The organism is Bilophila sp. (assembly GCF_057864385.1).
On the sequence record NZ_DBMAFI010000015.1, the window covers coordinates 36957 to 55421 of the forward strand.

General features: G+C 61.1%; 16 protein-coding genes. 8 read left to right on the forward strand and 8 right to left on the reverse strand.

All coding sequences use genetic code 11. The features are described 5' to 3' along the window. Positions 1-336: 336 nt before the first annotated feature. The gene (locus tag ACZM8Y_RS06855) at positions 337-1602 is read right to left on the reverse strand and encodes an OmpP1/FadL family transporter (protein ID WP_482330394.1); all 1266 of its coding nucleotides are present in this window, start codon (positions 1600-1602) and stop codon (positions 337-339) included. A 193-nt stretch (positions 1603-1795) separates the two neighbouring features. Between ACZM8Y_RS06855 and ACZM8Y_RS06860 the strand changes: the two genes are divergently transcribed. Continuing rightward, positions 1796-2773 (forward strand): ABC transporter ATP-binding protein, encoded by a 978-nt coding sequence (locus ACZM8Y_RS06860; protein WP_482330396.1) that lies wholly within the window; start codon positions 1796-1798, stop codon positions 2771-2773. A 230-nt stretch (positions 2774-3003) separates the two neighbouring features. Here ACZM8Y_RS06860 and ACZM8Y_RS06865 read toward each other — a convergent pair whose 3' ends face one another. The 5 genes from ACZM8Y_RS06865 to ACZM8Y_RS06885 are packed head-to-tail and all read right to left on the reverse strand — an operon-like array spanning position 3004 to position 6994. Then, positions 3004-5022 carry a hypothetical protein gene (locus ACZM8Y_RS06865; RefSeq protein WP_482330397.1) on the reverse strand — a complete coding sequence of 673 codons (2019 nt, stop codon included), beginning with the start codon at positions 5020-5022 and terminating at the stop codon, positions 3004-3006. 8 nt (positions 5023-5030) lie between these two features. Continuing rightward, complete coding sequence (locus ACZM8Y_RS06870; RefSeq protein ID WP_482330399.1) at positions 5031-5510, reverse strand: PulJ/GspJ family protein; 480 nt, start codon at positions 5508-5510, stop codon at positions 5031-5033. Further along, positions 5500-5856 carry a type II secretion system protein gene (locus ACZM8Y_RS06875; protein WP_337431063.1) on the reverse strand — a complete coding sequence of 119 codons (357 nt, stop codon included), beginning with the start codon at positions 5854-5856 and terminating at the stop codon, positions 5500-5502. Before ACZM8Y_RS06875 ends, ACZM8Y_RS06870 begins: the two co-directional genes overlap by 11 nt. Beyond that, complete coding sequence (locus tag ACZM8Y_RS06880) at positions 5853-6344, reverse strand: prepilin-type N-terminal cleavage/methylation domain-containing protein (protein ID WP_482330400.1); 492 nt, start codon at positions 6342-6344, stop codon at positions 5853-5855. The genes ACZM8Y_RS06875 and ACZM8Y_RS06880 overlap by 4 nt, the downstream gene beginning before the upstream one ends. 8 nt (positions 6345-6352) lie before the next feature. Then, complete coding sequence (locus ACZM8Y_RS06885; protein ID WP_482330401.1) at positions 6353-6994, reverse strand: DUF4124 domain-containing protein; 642 nt, start codon at positions 6992-6994, stop codon at positions 6353-6355. A gap of 139 nt (positions 6995-7133) precedes the next feature. Between ACZM8Y_RS06885 and ACZM8Y_RS06890 the strand changes: the two genes are divergently transcribed. After that, a complete protein-coding gene (locus tag ACZM8Y_RS06890) occupies positions 7134-7832 on the forward strand; it encodes a lytic transglycosylase domain-containing protein (RefSeq protein WP_489501683.1) in 699 nt (232 codons plus the stop codon). Here the strand turns inward: ACZM8Y_RS06890 and ACZM8Y_RS06895 are convergent. Next, positions 7822-8634, reverse strand: a complete 813-nt coding sequence (locus ACZM8Y_RS06895) for a prepilin peptidase (RefSeq protein WP_302551504.1) — start codon at positions 8632-8634, stop codon at positions 7822-7824. The two genes, ACZM8Y_RS06890 and ACZM8Y_RS06895, sit on opposite strands and share 11 nt — an antisense overlap. Positions 8635-8861: 227 nt before the next feature. Here ACZM8Y_RS06895 and ACZM8Y_RS06900 point away from each other — a divergent pair, with 227 nt between their 5' ends. Beyond that, on the forward strand, positions 8862-9926 hold the full coding sequence (locus ACZM8Y_RS06900; protein WP_482330404.1) for a type IV pilus twitching motility protein PilT: 1065 nt from the start codon (positions 8862-8864) through the stop codon (positions 9924-9926). 413 nt (positions 9927-10339) lie between these two features. On the opposite strand, the gene ACZM8Y_RS06905 is transcribed toward ACZM8Y_RS06900, so the two are convergent. Continuing rightward, positions 10340-10657 carry a hypothetical protein gene (locus tag ACZM8Y_RS06905; protein ID WP_482330405.1) on the reverse strand — a complete coding sequence of 106 codons (318 nt, stop codon included), beginning with the start codon at positions 10655-10657 and terminating at the stop codon, positions 10340-10342. 253 nt (positions 10658-10910) lie between these two features. On the opposite strand from ACZM8Y_RS06905, the gene ACZM8Y_RS06910 reads away from it, so the two are divergent. From ACZM8Y_RS06910 to clpA, 5 genes are all read left to right on the forward strand, one after another. Beyond that, positions 10911-12317 (forward strand): mannose-1-phosphate guanylyltransferase/mannose-6-phosphate isomerase, encoded by a 1407-nt coding sequence (locus ACZM8Y_RS06910; protein ID WP_482330407.1) that lies wholly within the window; start codon positions 10911-10913, stop codon positions 12315-12317. A 2-nt stretch (positions 12318-12319) separates the two neighbouring features. After that, the gene (locus tag ACZM8Y_RS06915) at positions 12320-14014 is read left to right on the forward strand and encodes a potassium channel family protein (RefSeq protein WP_308770847.1); all 1695 of its coding nucleotides are present in this window, start codon (positions 12320-12322) and stop codon (positions 14012-14014) included. Positions 14015-14233: 219 nt separating this feature from the next. After that, positions 14234-15583 carry a DNA repair protein RadA gene (radA, locus tag ACZM8Y_RS06920; RefSeq protein WP_302551497.1) on the forward strand — a complete coding sequence of 450 codons (1350 nt, stop codon included), beginning with the start codon at positions 14234-14236 and terminating at the stop codon, positions 15581-15583. A 212-nt stretch (positions 15584-15795) separates the two neighbouring features. Further along, positions 15796-16071, forward strand: coding sequence for an ATP-dependent Clp protease adapter ClpS (gene clpS, locus ACZM8Y_RS06925; protein ID WP_374044387.1), 276 nt, complete (start codon positions 15796-15798; stop codon positions 16069-16071). Further along, positions 16068-18341: an ATP-dependent Clp protease ATP-binding subunit ClpA gene (gene clpA, locus ACZM8Y_RS06930; protein WP_482330409.1), complete on the forward strand. Its 2274-nt coding sequence runs from the start codon at positions 16068-16070 to the stop codon at positions 18339-18341. The genes clpS and clpA overlap by 4 nt, the downstream gene beginning before the upstream one ends. Positions 18342-18465: the final 124 nt, after the last annotated feature.

The following is an 18465-nucleotide window of genomic DNA, read 5'->3' on the forward strand; positions in this document are numbered from 1 at the left end:
GGCTGTGTCGTCATTTTTTGATATAACTGTGTGAAACCATTAAAAACAATCTTTTACGATTTATAAATAGTTAATAGTTTAAATAAATTATATCTAATTGGTGACGCGATCTAGATTTGACCATATAAAAAGGCAAGGAAGAGAATGTTTCCTTGTCCTTTGCCTTTTTGATGTGGAACCGGGGGACGTAGGCCGGTAAACGGGATTGGGCCGTCCCCCAGATCGTTACTGACCCTTACGAAAGTCTTTGGGAGGGTTGGGGGAGTTTGAGGGGGCGGGGAGGGCTTTCTTCAGAAAGTCCTCCCCGCCCCCTCAATCATCTCTTCTCTTCAACCGCTAGAACTTATAACCGACGGATACGGCGGCAATGTGGCTGCGCCCATTGTGGGAGCGTCCTTTCAATATGCCATCGGCACTTGACTTATCGTAGCTGAGTTCCTTGATGATCAGGTAACCGTAAGCAAGGTCAACAGTCCACTGATCCCAGTTGAAGCCCACACCGGCGGTGATGCGGTGACGCCCGTTGCTTGGGGTCATGTAGTCACAGGTGCTGTCCTTCATCGGGCTGGTTTCAAAAACATAGCCGCCGCGCAGGGTCAGCCAGTCGAGCGCCTTGTATTCGGCGCTGACGTTGAAGCCCCATGTGTCGCGCCAGTTTTTGGGGCTGTACTGCGTGCCGTACTGAGGATTATCCACGTGGATGTTCAGGGAGCGGTAGTTGCTCCACACGGTATAGACGGTTCCGGCTTCAAAGCTCAGGGTTTCCATGGGCTTCCACATCACGCCGAAGGAAATGGTGTCGGGAAGGTTCAGATTGCCGTGCAGATCCGAGTTGGGCAGATTAAGCCCCGGAACAGGGTTTTTGTTTTCAAATTCCACATGCCCACGCACGGCCTGCTTCACGCGGCTGCGGTAGGTCAGGCCGGCGGCCCATTCGTCATTGAATTTGTAGTGTGCGGCGATGTTGAAGCCGGGGGCGATGCTGGAGCCGGTGAGCATCTGCTGGTCGTAGCGACCGGAGAGTGCGGAAACGCCGGTCATTTTGCCAAGGTCGCCGTCCTTTTTCATGAGCATAGTGGCGTACATGAATTCGAGGCCTACGGCGAGGGAGAGGTTATCATTGATCTTGAAGGCAAGGTTGGGATTCAGTGAAACGGTCTTGAGGCTGACATATTCGAGGTTTTCGTTTCCCGGCCAGTTATTGGGGTAGGAGTTGCCGAGGCCGAAGCGGGAGAAGATGCCGATGCCGCCCCAGAGCTTGTCGCTGAACTGGTGGGTGAGGTAGGCGTGCGGATTTACCCATGTATGCTTGTCCACGTCGGTGGAACGGCCGATGCCGAAGTGGTCCACCGTGTCGACGGTTCCGGAAGGCTGAATGGCGGTCATGCCCACCATCATCTGGGTACCGGGGAGCTGGGTGATCCCGGCGGGGTTCCAAGCCACGGCGGAGGGATCGTCCGCGCGGGCAACCATGCCGCCAGCGAGAGCCGTGCCTCGGGCGCCGAAGTCGGACAAGGCGAACCCTTCCGCTTGGGCTTTTCCAGTAAGCTGGGGGGCCGCCAACAGGCAGGCGGCAAGCAACAGGGAGGCAATCCGTTTCATAGTCTTCCTTGCTTTGTAAGAGGTTGACGTGTAAAAAACAACCGTAGCGAAAAGACAAAAAGCGTCGGTGGTTGTCGATGCTTTTTGTCTTTAAATGGTAAAAGACCCATTTTTTTATCAGAAATAATGCTGAAATGCTAGCCGATTTTCCGGTTTGGCGTTTTGGGGGTTCCTTTTCAACTTCGGGGTGTGCATGGTTTCCGCCTCTTCTCCGCTTCTTGATTTTCGTGGCGTAAGCCGTTCGTTTACCGTGCGGCAGGGTGTGCTTGGCAGGGTGCGGGGTGAGGTTCGCGCGGTGGACGGCGTATCACTTTCCATACGGCGCGGCGAGACGCTCGGCTTGGTGGGCGAGTCCGGGTGCGGCAAGTCGACATTGGCGCGCATGGCGGTGCGGCTCCTTTCCCCGACTGGCGGGGAAATCCTTTTCGACGGCGAATCCGTGCTGCCCGGCGTGCCGGGGCGTGATGACACGTGGTATTCCCGTCGGTTGCAGATGGTTTTCCAAGATCCTTTTTCCTCGTTGAATCCCCGTTTGAAGATCGGCACATCCGTTGCCGAGCCGCTGATGGCCATAGGCGTGCCGCCTGCGGAGCGTCGGGAACGTGTGGGCGAAATCCTGCGCCGTGTGGGGTTGCAGCCCGAACACGCCGGGCGTTACCCCCATGAATTTTCCGGGGGCCAGAGGCAGCGCGTGGCGATTGCGCGGGCGCTGGTGACCCGCCCGGAACTTGTCGTCTGTGATGAGGCTGTGTCGGCCCTCGACGCTTCGGTTCAGGCGCAAGTGCTGAACCTGCTGAAAGAGGTGCAGGCTGATTTCGGGCTGACGTATTTCTTCATTTCACATGACTTGTCGGTCGTGGGCCATATGAGCGACCGGGTGGCGGTCATGTACTTGGGGCGCATCGTTGAGCAGGCCGATAGGAATACCTTGTTCGGTTCTGCGGCGCATCCGTATACGAAAGCCCTTTTGGCCGCCGCGCCCGTACACGATCCCGCAAAGAGGCGTATCCGGGCTTTCCTGCCCGGTGAACTGCCGAGCCCCTTTTCGCCGCCCACGGGGTGCGCGTTCCATCCCCGATGCCCGCAGGCAATGCCCCGCTGCCGCGAGGAAGCCCCGGAACTCCGGGAAATCGCGCCGGATCATCTGGCCCGTTGCCATCTGTATGGATAGCGCCTTGTTGGAGTGACAAAGAAGGCGCTGTCACAGCATGGGGTGTTTCATCACCACAGCGCGGTGAAGCAGCCTTTTCTCCCGTTTTTCCCTTGGCGGGATCCACGGCTAAGGCATTTCGCCGGTTACTCCTTGGGAACTTCAAGGGAAAAAGCATCAACCATGTTCTATGCACAGCCACGAAGAAAAGCCCCTGTTTCCGACGGAACAGGGGCTTTTCTTCGGATGGGCTACTGGACGATGCCGGGTGTGAGGCCGGGGATGTCGTCGGTACCGGAACCGCCGGTTCCGGGAATGCCGGTCTTGAAGTGCCGGAAGGCAAGCCCGTCTGGTGTTTCAGGGGTGGAGGAATAGGCCCCTGAAAATATCCCGGCATGATCATGGACACCGGATACGGGAATGCCTTGGGAGGTTGCAATGGTATAGTCATCTATCTTTATGGCGAGAGCCGGGTTGACGTATCCCCAGATGACACGGCGGAAGGCCGGACGCTGCCCCTGTGGGAGATCGTTCGATGGCTGGGTGTCCGTGAGGGAAGGCCAATATGTTTCTTCCATAACATTGTTGTTGTCTTGGAATGCGATCCAGCCTTGGATGCAGTTCTTGTTATCCTGTTCCCACACGCGGACGACAAGGGTTGTCGTGCTGTCCTTCTTGAGGATTTCCTCTGTAGGGATGCCGTAGGCGAGGCATGTGAGGGCATGTTCCGGCTTGCCGTCATCGGCATGCCACAACAGGATGCCGTCGCGCAGCGTGCGATCCGCCGCGTTTGCGTACAGGTAATCATAGGTGCCGTAAGGATCATCGGGGATATAGACGTTCGGTTGGCGGTAGTGGATGGAATCATTGGGCTGATAAGGGGATATGGCCCCATAGCCTCCCGGAAGGAGGGCCGGGTTCACCGGGGATCGCGTTACGCCCGTGTCGGTGCTGCCATAGGCTCCCGGAGCAGTGGGGTATTGTATATACCCTGTGGCCACCTTGCCGGAGACGACCCCCATGCCGAGGCTGGAAACGCCGTATGAGGTCAGACCGTCGCCATCGGCGCCGCCCGGTTCTGGAATAAGATGCGTTCTGAACAGAATCCCGGCAAACAGGTTTGCCGAGGCATGATGGTACGGCATGACCGATGTTTGGATGAGGATGTCGTTGTTTGGCGTTTCGGCTGTTTCTTCTTCAGTGATGCCGGCGAACCAAGAGTCGTAGGTCGTATGGTTTTTTCTGGTGTTCAGGAAATGATCCGGTGTGGCTCTTTCATGCCCTTGTACGGACAGCCCTTTTTGGCCTTGAGCCGTCCCGATGCGTCCGAGCCTGTTGCCGCCAAAAATGGCTTCCGCGTCGTCTTCGTTTTGGAGCGGGCTTGATGTTTCCGGCATTTCCTGTACGCCGCCGTTTCCCGATCCGCCGGAACCGCTGGCCGGGCGCAGCGAGCTTCTTCCGTTCGTGTGCCATACCAATGCGGCCCGTGCGCCGTTGGCGGTCTGGGCTTCGCTGACCACGCGGATATATTGCCCAAGGACGAGTTCCTTGCCTTCGCCGAGTTCCGGGTAAGAAGAGCCTGAGACGGGGCGGACGCCCTCGAACGTGTAGGTGGAACCGGATTTGGACAGGCGTTCGTAGGTAAGCCGTTTCGCGCTGTCGGGATTGAGCGTTGCCCCGCCTTTGTCCACGACGCCGATCAGCCCGCCGGTTTCGGGAAAGTAGTCAAAGTCGTTTGTTGCCGTGCTGACGGAAATGGCCGTTTGTGCCTGTGTGGGGTACGTCGGCGTCCCCCGCCCGATGAGGTACGCATCCGCGTTGGGCGTGAGCGCCGTAGCCTCTCCGAAAGAGTATTCCGCTCTGCTGGCTGTACCCGGCTTGGCGATCAGGAGAAGTTCGCGCGTCCCGGATGGGGCTTCAGGATACCAGCCGGAACCTCCCGTCAGCAGCGTCCCCGCCTCTGAGGTGCGGAACCACGAGGGGAACAGCTTGAGCGAGATGTCCCCGCCCGCGATGGAAAAGGTTTTGCCGTCCAGCGCATTATCCGCCAAAGCCATGAGCTTTGCTCCGGTATCGGCTTTCGCCGCCTGCACCCGGACGATTTCCTTTCCCGATTCCGCGAGGTAAGAGGCTTGCACCGTTTCCTTGGCGTCCAGCCCGGCCATGACGGATCCGGTCATGAGCGAAACCGCAGCCATGCCGAACAGGGCCAGAATGATGATCCCGCCTATGATGGTCAAAAGGACGCTTCCGCGTTGTGGCGTCTGCATGGGGAGCCTCACTCTTTGGCGGGGGGTGTATTGCGTGGGGCGACGGAAAGTGTCCATGTGGCTTGCCGTCCGGCGAGTTGCCGGGTCAGCACGATGCCGATGGAGGAAGGGCCTGCCCCGTTCGAGGTGAAACGGCATGAGGCTACGTCTGAAAGGAGCACTTGCCCGTCAATGAGCAGCTTGCCCCCGGCCTCTTCGCAGTTGATGGTTGTTTGCGTGCCGTCCGCCCTTGTGAATGTGACGGAAGGGCTGTCTTTGAAAGGGGCTTCGGGAAAATCGGCGGCTCCCGCCAGCTCTTTCCAAAGGCGGATGAGGGCCAGTTCAGTCTGCATATACGATGCCCCGGCCTCACGTACCCGCGCATATCCGCTGAGAGCCGTGCCGAACCCTGAAAGCACGAGCGAGCCGAGCACGCCGAGGATGATCAGCGTGCAGACGGTTTCCAGCAACGTGAAGCCCCGCTCTGGGGCACGGGCGTCAGAACGCACGGGAAAGCTCCACGGAGCCGCGCCTGACGGTGATCAGCAGGTTTTCCCATTCGCAGCCGGGCGGTGTCCAGAGTTCCGCGGAGGCGTCCCTGTCTTTCAGGAAGGTGTTGAAGGCTGAATCGTCGGCGAGTTGCCCCGCGGTTTTTTGCTGCATGGTTTCCGTGTTGAGGTAGGCGATGCATTCTTCCAGGACGCTGGCGGCCTCCGTCAGATCCCTGATTTGCCCGGCGCTTTCGGCGCTTCCGCGCAAGGCCGTGGCGATGGGCTGCGCCGCCATGAAGCCCATGATTGCCATGAGGATAATGGCGACGATGGCCTCAATGAGGGTAAAGCCGCGCGCGTTCATTGGACGAACCCCGTTTCCGCGAAGAGGGTGAGCGTGATCCCGCCGCCGAAATCGAAAGCCCATGTTTGGTTGGGGGCGGAAGTGAGGGGTGGGGGAGGGCAATGGAGGATGTCCGTCCCGTTTTGTTTTTCAAGGCTGCCTTCGCCGCAGGCGCGCCCCGCCGCGTCGAAGCAGAACGCAGCCGGGGGGCTGCTCTGGATGGGGGTGGAAGGCGTATAGTCCTTGAGCAGTGTGGGCAGGGTTGGGCTGCCTTTCATGAAGAAGCCCACCTTGCTTTTCCCTACACTGACGCATTGCCCGCCGCCCATCGCCATGCCTTGCGCACGGGCATGGACGAGCCGGGAGAGGAGCCTGTCCCGTTCCGCGCAGGCGGTTATCCCGTCATGGCCCCGGAAGGCCGAAACGCCGAGGGAGGTCAGCACGCCGAGCACGACAAGCACAGAGACGATTTCAATCAGGGTAAACCCGTTGCGGGAGGGTGGCTGCATGGCATCTGTCACTGTTGGGGGATGAGCTTTTCCAGCGCCTCCCGGTTCTGTTCCAGCAAGGTGCGGAAACGGATCTGCGCGTAGCCGTCGCCCGTGGCTCGTGCTCGGTATAATTGCTTTTCAAGCTGCCCCCGTTCCTTTTGCAGTTGTCCGATTTGCTGCCGGAGCCTGTTCCGGGCTTCAGCGGCGGCCTTTTCCCGTTCGGCGGATGGCTGATGCTCAAGGCCCGGTCTCCCAAGGGGGGCAACAGAGCCGGGCTGCGCGGCTGAAGGCTGCGGCGAGAACCGGTACTCCTCCACTTTGCCCGCGGGCGGTTTGGAGGGCGGCGTTTCGCTGATGTGCGTGACCCCGGAGGCATCTTTCCAGATGTACATCTGTTGAGGGGCGGCATTGGCTGGGGAGGGGGTTGGGGGCAGCGTTTCCCGTATGCCGGGCACCATGCGGGACAACGGCGCACCGCCAGATGGCGTGCCGTCCACGATAAGCGGTTCCACCCCGCACGCCAGTGTGAGCAGGGCAAGCCATCCGAGGGAGAGATGCGTGCGTTTTTTCATGGGCGGCCCTTTTCCCTTGGCGTCGCCGGACAGGTGCGGGACACGCTCCTTGTCTTTTGACGGGAGGCTCGTTACGGTTGGAAATAGTGGTAACACAGGCCGTTCCGAAAGACGAGAGGCCCAGGCCCTTGTGAGACATTCGCTGCTGCAATGAACGAAGCATTTCAACTATATGAAATTCAAAATGAATTTTTTGGAAAACCATCGAAAAGGTGAATGTCTCAGGCCATTATGGTTGGGGTTCCCCGTACGGGCGGGCTTCGTTCTGGGGTGTTGCCTTTTGTGCGTCTCAGGCGTTGGGGCCGCCGAATCGTCCAAGCTGAAGGTCGTGGTGCGGCCTCCCATCAAAAAAACGCTTCCCCAGCGGCCCCACGCTGCCCGCCCGGAAGCCCGGCCAGTTCAAGCAGCGGAGCCGTTGCCTGCGGAGTCCGTGGCCATTTACCGGCATGTGGGGAAGGACGGAACCGTTTTTTTGACGAACAGGCCGGATGGTGACGGGAGGTACCGGCTTTTCGGGCGGTTCAGCACCGGGCGGCTGATGCGCGCTGTGGGGCCGGACGGCGTGGCACGGCTTGCGGAACGGCATGCCGGGCGGCATGGGGTCGAGCCCCGGCTGATCATGGCGATCATCAAGGCCGAATCGGGATTCGACGCCAAGGCCGTCTCTTCGGCCGGGGCCAGCGGGCTCATGCAGCTCATACCCGGCACGCAGCGGCATCTTGGGGTGCGCGATGCGTTCAATCCCGATGAAAATGTGGAGGGCGGGGTACGCTATTTCCGATCCATGCTGGATCGGTACGGCGGGAATGTTTCGCTGGCTTTGGCGGCGTATAATGCCGGGCCCGCCAATGTGGACAAGTACGGCGGCATCCCTCCGTTTGAGGAGACCCGCAGTTACGTGCGCAGGGTGCTTGCGCTGTACGCTACCCCGTGATGAATCCGATCCACCAGTCGAAGATTTCCTGTCCGGCGATGATGTGCACGAACGCGCCGAGGCTCAGGAACGGGCCGAACGGGATGGGCATTTCGCGCAAGGGCGCTTCGTGGGGCATCAGGCAGGCGACGAGCAGGAAGGCGGCAAGGGCCGAGACCCCCGCGACCAGCGTGATCAGCGGCAGGCCGAGCGGCCCGCACAGGACGCCGAGCATGAGCATGAGTTTGACGTCCCCGAACCCCATGCCGTCCACGCCGCGCAGGTGTTTGAAGATGAGAAGCACGGCGAGGAATGTCCCGCCGCCCACAAGCCCGCCGAGGAGCGCGTCCGCCCAGTCCATGCCGAGGGCGAAGATGGCGGCGGGCACGGCCAGCGCGGTTCCGCCGAGCGTGATGCCGTCGGGGAGGATGAAGCATTCCAGATCGATGCCTGAGGCGACGATGAGCATCCCCGTGAACGCGAGATAGACGGGAAAGGCAAGCGTGGGGCCGAAGCGCCATGCCAGAAGGCCGGACGTCAGGCCGGACAGGAGCTCGACGAGCGGATACCGGATATGAATGGGCTTGCGGCAGCGGGCGCACTGGCCGCGCAGCAGCAGATAGCTGAGGACGGGGACGAGTTCCCAGAAGCGGAGGCGCTGTCGGCAATGTGGGCAATGGGAAGGCGGAAAAAGGATGGATTCGCCGCTGGCGTACCGATGGATGCAGACGTTGTAAAAGCTGCCGAGCAGGAGTCCGAGCAGCGTGGCGGCGGGGATGAACAGTTCGGGATGCAGCAATTCCGGGGGGATGGTCTGGTACACGCGGAGCCTTCCTTTGGCATGCCCGATCGGGCAACGGTGCGTGGGCTGCCGGTAAGCCTTTTGCGGCCGGGCCCAGCATGTTGTGGGCATGTTCACAAATGGCGGGCGGGCCTTCAGCGGAGATGGCAGGATCTTCCGTCTCGCGTATTTCATACGCACCTTGTTCCTGCCGAGATGTACCAAGAACCGGGCGCTCCGGCAACAAAAACCGTGCGGGAAGGTCATGCATGGCAAAAATAGACAGTCTTTTTCATTTGTTGCATGCCAATCACGGTTCGGATTTGCACCTTTCGGCGGGCAATCCGCCGCTCCTGCGCATTTATGGGGATCTCGTGCGGGTGGACGCTCCGGCTGTCACGGCCGGGGAGCTTTTGGCCGTACTGCGTGAAATGGTTCCCATAGAGCGCGTACGGGCATTCGAGCGGACGGGCGATCTGGACTTCGCCTATGAAATTCCGGGGCTGGCGCGTTACCGTGCCAACTTTTTCCGGCAGAACCGCGGCATTTCCGCGGTGTTCCGCGAAATCCCGCAGCGCATCGGCACGGTTGAGGAGCTGGGGCTTCCGATCATGCTGCGCGAGCTGGCCCTGCTGCCCAAGGGCCTCGTGCTTGTGACCGGCCCCACCGGGAGCGGCAAGTCCACCACGTTGGCCGCGCTCGTGGATTATGCGAACACCAAGCGCCGCGACCATATCATTACCATTGAAGATCCCATCGAATTCGTGCATCAATCCAAGAGCTGCCTCGTGAACCAGCGCGAGATCGGGCGCGATACCCTTTCGTTCGGCACAGCGCTGCGTTCCGCACTGCGCGAGGATCCCGACATCATCCTTGTGGGTGAAATGCGCGATCTCGAAACCATTTCCCTCGCCCTCGAAGCGGCGGAAACGGGGCATCTCGTGTTTGCGACCCTGCACACCATCTCCGCGTCCAAGACCATCGACCGCATCATCGAGGTCTTCCCGCCGGAGGAGCAGGCGCAGATACGGACGAGCCTTTCCGAGTCGATTCAGGCGATCATCGCGCAGACGCTGTTCAAACGGGCCGACAAAAAGGGCCGGGTGCCCGCGCTGGAAATCCTGTTCGGCATCCCGTCCGTGCGGAACATGATCCGCGAGAACAAGACGTTTCAGTTGCCGAGCGTTTTGCAGACCAATCGCAATGTGGGGATGCAGACGATGGATGACGACATCGAACGCCTGCTTATGCGGCGCATCATCGCGCCTGAGGCGGCCCTCATCCACGCACAGGACAAGGGGCGTATCCGTGAGGCCATCGGGAAGTTGAAATAGCAAGGACGGGGCAGGGAAAAGCGGGAACCCCCGCCAGCCCATGCGCCTTGGGCATCAAGGCTGATTGCCCTGCTGTGGGCGCCGTACAGCCGTAAGCATGGTGCGGGCGGCCAGCCGGGTACGTTTTCCCTTTCGGATGCCGTCGGCTGGCGTAGGTGGCTCGTAACGGCAGGGGGATGAAAACCGTTGGGGAGGCTGGCTGGTCATGGTGTTGGCGTTGATCCGTGCCGCTGGCGGATGCCGTCGGCTGCCGGAAGCTGTAAAGGCCGGTGCGCACGCCCGTCTGGAGCCGGTGGTGTCCTGCGTGCCGGGCGGTTGCCGCAGGGGAAGGCGGATACCGCCGGGAGCATGCCGGACAAAGGCGGGGAGTTATGAAGATGCCGAACGCGTGCCTTGTCGCGGGAAGCCGTTCTTCAAGCCGCATCTTTGGAGATGCCGCCGTTGCTCCTGAAGAGGCGGAACCGGATATTGCGGAAGTGGCGGTTGGGCAGGGAACAGGATATGGAAAAGGACGCACTCCCTGATACGCTGGGGCGTTCCGTTTGCGGCCCGGCGAGGCCCTTGCCGAACTGGTGCGGGCGTTGTACGCTTCCGGATCCGCCTTGGAACTTGCCTTCGGCAACAACCCCGGATACGGAAACGATTTGACGCCGGGCCGCAGGAGCCGACTTTCCCGCCGTAGCGTATATCCCTCCGCCGTCCATGACCAAGCGCGTGCGGCCTTGGTGCATTCAGCACGCTGGAAGAGGGATGTACGGCGCGGCTGTTGCGCTTGGTTTTCATCCGTGGCGCTGGCCTCGATCCGGCGTCGGGGCAACGGGTTGTGGTTTCATGGCTCCGTGCGGATTTGCGGCGGAGCGGGCCGCGTGGAGTTGGCCTTTCCGCTTCTCTCCGCTGGCCGGGGCCTCCGTGCGGCTGTTGCCGTCTTCGGCGGGGCGTGTTTCATATCCCATACAGTTACAGTGAAAGAGACAGGAAGTGTTCATGTCCACATTACGTTCCATTGTCTTATGCGGCGGCAGCGGCACCCGCCTCTGGCCCCTCTCCAGGGCGTTGTATCCCAAGCAGTTTATGGATCTGGGAGGGCATACCCTGTTCGGCGATACGGTGGATCGGGCGGCGGCTTTGCCGGACAGCGCCGATCCGTTGGTGGTCTGCAATGAAGAGCACCGCTTTTATGTGGCGGCGGCCTTGCAGCAGAAAGGCGTATCCGGGACTATTCTGTTGGAGCCCAAAGGACGGAATACCGCGCCCGCCATTGCGCTGGCGGCGTTCGCGGCGTTGTCCGGCGGCGACGATCCGTTGCTGCTGGTGCTGCCGTCCGATCATGTGCTGAAACCTCAGGCCGTTTTTGCCGAAGCCGTGGCGCAAGCCCGTGCCTGCGCCGAGTCCGGGCGTATCGTTACGTTCGGCATCACGCCGGATGCGCCGGAGACAGGGTTTGGGTATATCCGTTTGGGAGAGGCGCTGCCTGCGGGCGGGTATGCCGTGGCGCGTTTTGTGGAGAAGCCGGATCTCGCCAGAGCCGAGGCCATGCTGGCGGATGGGGGGTATCTGTGGAACAGCGGCATGTTCCTGTTCCGCGCTTCCGTCTACCTTGAAGAACTGGCCCTGCATGCCCCCGGCATCCATGCGGCGTGCAGGGCGGCGTGGGAAGGGCATCACGCCGATCATGACTTTATCCGCCCCGACGCCGGCGCTTTCCTGAGTTCGCCCGCCGACTCCATCGACTACGCGGTGATGGAAAAGACGGGCCGGGCCGCCGTGGTTCCCCTGACCGCCGACTGGAGCGATCTCGGGTCATGGGAGGCGTTCTATGAAGCCGCCCCGCATGACGGGGACGGCAACGTGCTTGTGGGGGATGTGTACGCCGAAGGCGCGGAAAACTGCTATCTGCACGCCTCCAAGCGGATGGTCGCCGCGCTCGGCGTATCGGATTTGGTGGTCGTGGAGACGGCGGACAGCGTGCTGGTGGCGGATCGCGCCCGCACGCAGGACGTGAAGAAAATCGTGGAGTCCCTGAAAGCGCAGGGGCGCGGCGAGGCGGAAAACCACCCGCTGGTCTACCGCCCGTGGGGGAGTTACGAAACGCTGGCGAGGGGCGAGCGTTTCCAGGTGAAGCGCATCATCGTCAAGCCGGGCGGCCAGCTTTCGCTCCAGAAGCACCACCACCGGGCGGAGCATTGGGTGGTGGTCGAAGGGACGGCCGAGATCACCGTTGGCGGCAAGGTGCTCCTGTACCATGAAGACCAGTCCACCTACATTCCTCTCGGCACCGTGCACCGGCTCAAGAACCCCGGCATGATCCCGCTGGCCATCATCGAGATCCAGTCCGGCAGCTACCTTGGGGAAGACGACATCGTGCGTCTTGAAGACAGCTACGGGCGCTGACCATGAAACTGCTCCTGACCCTGCTTCCGGCGCTCCTGACCCAGACCACGGGACGCCGCAATCAGCGCATCGTGATCGGCTTTCTGCTGTTCACGACCGTTCTGGTGGCGCTGTTCAGCATCGTGTTTCATCAGATCATGGCCTATGAAGGGCGGGATTATTCTTATATCACCGGCGTCTACTGGACGCTGACCGTCATGTCCACGCTGGGGTTCGGGGACATCACCTTCACGAGCGATATCGGGAAATTGTTCTCCATCATCGTGCTGGTGTCGGGCATCATCCTCATCATGATCGTGATGCCGTTTACGTTCATCCGTTTCGTGTACCAGCCGTGGATCGAGGAATACAACAACAAGCGCAAGCCGCGCTCCCTGCCGTCCGATACCAGCGGCCATACGGTTCTGGTGGGCGACAACGACATCTCGTTGAGCGTGGCCCGCAAGCTCCGGCAGCACAACTATCCGTACGTCATCCTCGTACCGGACGGGCAGCACGCGCTGGAGCTGTACGACAACCGCTATAATGTGGTGACCGGCGAGTTCGACGACGCCAACACCTACCGGAACCTGCGGGCGGACAAGGCCGCGCTGGTCGCCGCGCTCGAAGGGGATCTGCGGAATACGAACATCGCCTCCACGGTGCGCGAAGTTGCGCCGTCAACCCTGCTCGCCGCCAGCGCGGAGAACCCGGAGGCCATGAACATCCTCATGCTGGCGGGGTGTGACCACGTCTATTCGTTCACTGAGATGCTTGGTCGGAGCCTTGCCCGCCGCGTTTACGGAACCCGCGCCCAGTCGAACATCATTGCCCGGTTCGGGACGTTGTGCCTTGCCGAGGCCCCGGTCATCCATACCGAATTTATGGGGCAGACGCTGCGTGAGTGCAGGTTCCGCGAACGCTTCGGCCTCAACGTGGCCGGGCTGTGGGAAGGCAACTCCTATATGTCCGCGCGCCCGGACAGCCGGATCGACGAGGCTTCCATCCTGCTGCTCGCGGGGACGGCGGATCAGCTTGAGGCCTATGACCGCAAGGCCGAACGGTGGAGCAAGGCGAACCGGACGCCCGTGCTCATCCTCGGCGGCGGCAAGGTTGGGGAAGCGGCGGCGGATGCCTTGGAACGCCGCGGCCTGCCGTTCTGCCTCGTCGAGAAGAACCCCCGGCTCGTGCCGCCGGACGATCCACGCTATATCCTTGGGAATGCCGGGGAGCTGGCGGTGCTCCAGCGGGCGCACATCATGGAAACCCCGTCCGTCATCGTGACCACGCATGACGACGACCTGAACATCTATCTGACCATCTATTGCCGCAAGCTGCGGCCTGACGTGCAGATCCTCAGCCGTTCAACGCTCGATCGCAACGTGGCCTCCCTGTACAATGCCGGGGCGAACCTGGTGATGTCGCACGCTTCGATGGCGGCGAGCACGATCATCAACCTGCTCAGCCCCGGCCGTGTGACCATTTTGACCGAAGGCTTGAATATTTTCCGGGTGACGGCTCCCCCGGCCCTCGTCGGCCTGTGCCTGCGCGACAGCCGCATTCGCGAAAAGACCGACTGCAACGTGGTCGCCTTGAAGAGTCAGGGCGTATTGCGCGTGCCCCCGGACCCCAACGCGCCCATGAAGCCCGATACGGTGCTTGTCCTCATCGGCACCGCCGATGCCGAGCGCCGGTTCATGGAGCATTTTCCGAGTTAGGTGGCGTAGTTGGAGGGGGGAGGAGGGAACTTTCTGGAGAAAGTTCCCTCCTCCCCCCTCCAAGCCTCCCCCCTTCTCCCTCAAAGACTTTTGACTTTATCGAATCCCTGTTCGCCGCGTTCCCTGTGTCTCGTTTGATCGGGTGGTGCTTTCCTTCTCAGGGGAAAAATCCTACATTTCATAAAGTGTTCGTCTTCTCCTTTTTCAGAAGGTTTCTTCATGGCAGGCAAGATCAAGGAAACATATGTGTGTACGGAATGCGGGGCAAAGTCGCCGCTGTGGAGGGGGCAATGCCTCGTGTGCAAGGCGTGGAATTCGCTGGAATTGGTGGCCGCGCCCGCCGAGGGCGCACGGAAGCGCCCGATAGGGAGCCTCGGCCCTGTGAAGGCCATGCCGTTGGCCCATGTCGAGGATCATGGGCATGAGCCGTTCGGTACGGGGCTTGATGCGCTGGATCGCGTGCTCGGCAAGGGGCTCGTTCCGGGAAGCGCCCTGCTCATAGGCGGTGAGCCGGGCATAGGCAAGTCCACGCTCCTTTTGCAGATGGCGGGGGCCGTAGCCGCTTCGGGCAAGCTGGTCTTGTACGCAAGCGGCGAGGAGTCGCTGCCGCAAATCAAGGATCGCGCCAGCCGTCTGGGGGTGCTGCATGACAACCTGCTGGCACTGTCGACCTCACGGGTTGAGGACGTGCTGCCGCTGCTTGAGGGCGACGGCGCGCCTGATCTGCTAATCATGGACTCCGTGCAGACGTTTACGTCGGAAAGCGCGGAAGGGCTGCCCGGCAACGTGAGCCAGGTTCGGGCCGTGGCGACGGAAATCGTCGATGCCTGCAAGCGCGGCACCACGACCGTGGTTTTGGTGGGCCATGTCACGAAGGATGGTGCGCTCGCCGGGCCGAGGCTGCTTGAGCACATGGTGGATACGGTCATTTCGCTGGAAGGCGATCGGCGCCAGATGTTCCGGCTTCTGCGCGTGCTGAAGAACCGTTTCGGGCCGAATCAGGAATTGCTGGTCTTCCAGATGGTTCGGCAGGGGCTGGAAGTCGTTGAAGACCCCGCAACCTATTTTTTGGGCGCGCGCGACGCGAGCCTGAGCGGGACGGCGGTGGTCATGGCCGTGGACGGGCAAAGGCCGCTCGCCGTGGAAGTGCAGGCTCTGGTCACGCGCAGCTATTTGTCGATCCCCCGGCGCACGGGGCTGGGATTTGACGTCAACCGATTGCATCTTATCTTGGCTGTATTGGAAAAACGCCTGCGCCTGAATTTCGGTCAGGTGGACATCTATGCCAAGGTCGGCGGCGGCATGAAGATTCAGGAGCCGGGTATGGATCTCGCGCTCGTGGCAGCGATGCTGTCGTCCTTCTACGATGTCCCGTTGCCTGAGCGGGCCGTGCTGTGGGGTGAGGTGGATCTCAACGGGCAGATCCGCCCCGTGGCTGCGCACGATATCCGGCTTTCGCAGGCGCGCAGGCTCGGCTACAAACCGATCCTTTTCCCTTCACAGGGCGAGGGCGACGGCATCGCCACGGTCGTGGAATTGCAGGACAGGCTGTTCCGCCGCAAGAACTGACGGCGGAAGCGGAAAGGGCCTCAAGTCGATTAGGTGTGGATTCTCCACGGGCCGGTTTTGGCGTGTGGGGAAAAAATGCATGACGCTCTCCCGTTGCCCTTGCGCAGCCCTTGCGAACGCGCTATTAGGAATTATTCTTTATTTAAAAGGACGATTGAACCATGAGCCAGAATCCCTTTCACGCGGCTCCGGGCGGCGAACCGGACGTCATCATGGACGCTGAGGTGGCGGAACCGAAAATGTATCAGGTTCTGCTTCACAATGATGACTATACGACTATGGAGTTCGTCGTGAATATCCTGATGACCGTTTTCCATAAGACGGCGGATCAGGCTACGAACATCATGTTGGCCGTACACAAGCGCGGAAAAGGCATTGCTGGGGTCTATCCTCATGAAATCGCCGAAACCAAAGTAAATAAAACTCATTTCCTTGCGAGAGAGGCAGGCTACCCCCTGCGTTGCACGCTTGAGGAGGTTGGCGCATGATTGGCAAGAACTTACAGAAAGCATTGAGCATTGCGGTGGAGGAGCTGAAACAGCGTCGGCATGAATACCTGACGCTGGAGCATGTCCTTTACGGCATTGCATCCGAGCCTTCCGGGAGGAAGCTCATCGAGCGGTGCGGCGGCAGTGCGCCCGTGCTGCGGCAGGCCCTCGATCATTTTTTCAAAACATATATGGAAAGCCTCGCCGAGCCCACCAAGGACGTTTACCAGACGCTCGCCGTCCAGCGTGTGCTGGACAACGCGCTGGCGCATGTCAAAAGCGCGGGACGGGATGAGGAGATTGGCGTTGAGGTCGGCGACGTGCTCGCCGCGATCCTTGAGGAAGAGGAATATTCGTGGGCTGCCTACTGCCTGAAAAAGCAGGGCATCACCCGGCTTGCCGTGCTGGAGAGCATCTCCAACAACGACGAAGAGGCGGAAGGCGGATCATCCTCGGAATCTGGAGGGGGCGAAGGCGGCGCCGAATCGGCCAAGGACGCTCTGGCCCGCTACACGGTGGATCTGACGGCCCGCGCCCGTGAAGGCAAACTCGATCCGCTGGTCGGTCGCGAGATGGAACTGTCGCGTTCCATCGAAATCCTCGCCCGGCGCCGTAAGAACAATCCGCTGTACGTGGGCGATCCCGGAACCGGGAAGACCGCCATTGCGGAAGGCTTGGCCCTGCGCATCGTCAGCGGCAATGTGCCGCAGGAGTTCAAGGATACGAAAATCTATTCCCTTGATCTTGGGGCGGTGCTCGCCGGGGCGCGTTACCGCGGCGACTTTGAAGGCCGCATCAAGGCCGTGGTCGGAGCGCTGCAGAAGATCCCCGGCGCGATCCTGTTTATTGATGAAATCCACACCATTGTGGGCGCCGGCTCCACCAGCGGGGGCTCGATGGACGCTTCCAACCTGTTGAAGCCCATCCTTGCCGAAGGCAAGCTCCGCTGCATCGGCTCGACGACCTACGACGAGTTCCGCAACCACTTTGAAAAGGATCGTGCGTTGGCCCGGCGTTTTCAGAAAGTGGACATCAAGGAGCCTTCGCTGGACGAGTGCGTGGACATCCTCAAGGGCCTCCAGCCCCACTATGAGAAGCACCATAACGTGCGCTACTCCGCATCGTCCCTGCGGGCGGCGGTGGAGCTCTCCGCCCGCCACGTGCAGGATCGCCTGCTGCCCGACAAGGCCATCGACGTCATGGATGAAGCCGGGGCTTCCGTGCGGCTGCGTCCGGGCTTCAAATCCGGCTCTTCGGTTTCGCGTCAGGACGTGGAACGCATTGTGGCCCGTATGGCCGGGATTCCCGCCCGCACCGTTTCGGGCAAGGAGCGCGACCGCCTGAAGACGCTCAAGGATGACCTCCGTTCCGTGCTGTTCGGGCAGGATGAAGCGGTGGACATCGTGACCCGTGCCATCCTGCGTTCGCGGGCCGGGCTCGGCAGGACGGATCGCCCCGCCGGTTCGTTCCTTTTCTATGGGCCCACCGGGGTCGGCAAGACGGAGCTCGCCAAGCGGCTTGCCGAGCGCATGGGCGTCGCCTTCCTGCGTTTCGACATGAGCGAGTATATGGAAAAACATGCCGTGTCGCGGCTTATCGGCGCGCCTCCCGGCTATGTGGGCTTTGATCAGGGCGGCCTGCTGACCGAGGCCGTGCGCAAGACGCCCTATGCCGTGGTGCTGATGGACGAAATCGAAAAGGCGCATCCCGACATCTTCAACGTGCTGTTGCAGGTGATGGACTACGGGACGCTGACGGACAACACGGGCCGCAAGGCCGACTTCAAGAACGTCGTCCTGATCATGACCTCCAATGCGGGCGTCCGGGATATGGATGCCTCGCCGATGGGCTTCATTGAGGCCCCTGCGGGCAAGGTGGCCCAGAGTGCGGCGCAGCGCGGCCGCAAGGCTGTGGAGGCGATGTTCAGCCCCGAATTCCGCAACCGCTTGGATGCGTTGGTGCCGTTCAATGCCCTGACGCCCGACCTGATGGGCATGATTGTGGACAAGTGCATAGCCGAAATGGGCAAGGGCCTTGCCGACAAGAAGGTCAACCTGACCCTGACGCCCGAAGCCCGGAGCTGGCTGGCCAAGGAAGGCTATGACGCCAAGCTCGGCGCGCGTCCCTTGCAGCGCCTCCTCCGCGAGGCCCTGGAAGATCCGCTGGCCGGGGAAGTCCTCTTCGGACGTCTCGTCAAGGGCGGTACGGTCGTCGTGGATGAGCCCGAAGAAGGCGGCGACAAGCTGGTCTTGACGTTTGAGGAAAAGTAGGGGGGAAGATTGGTGAAGATTGGGGGAAGGGAGGAGAAACCTTTCTGAAGAAAGGCTTTCTCCTCCCTTCCCCCAAACCCCCATCCCTCCTCTTCCAAAGACGTTCATTTTTATTGAATCCCTG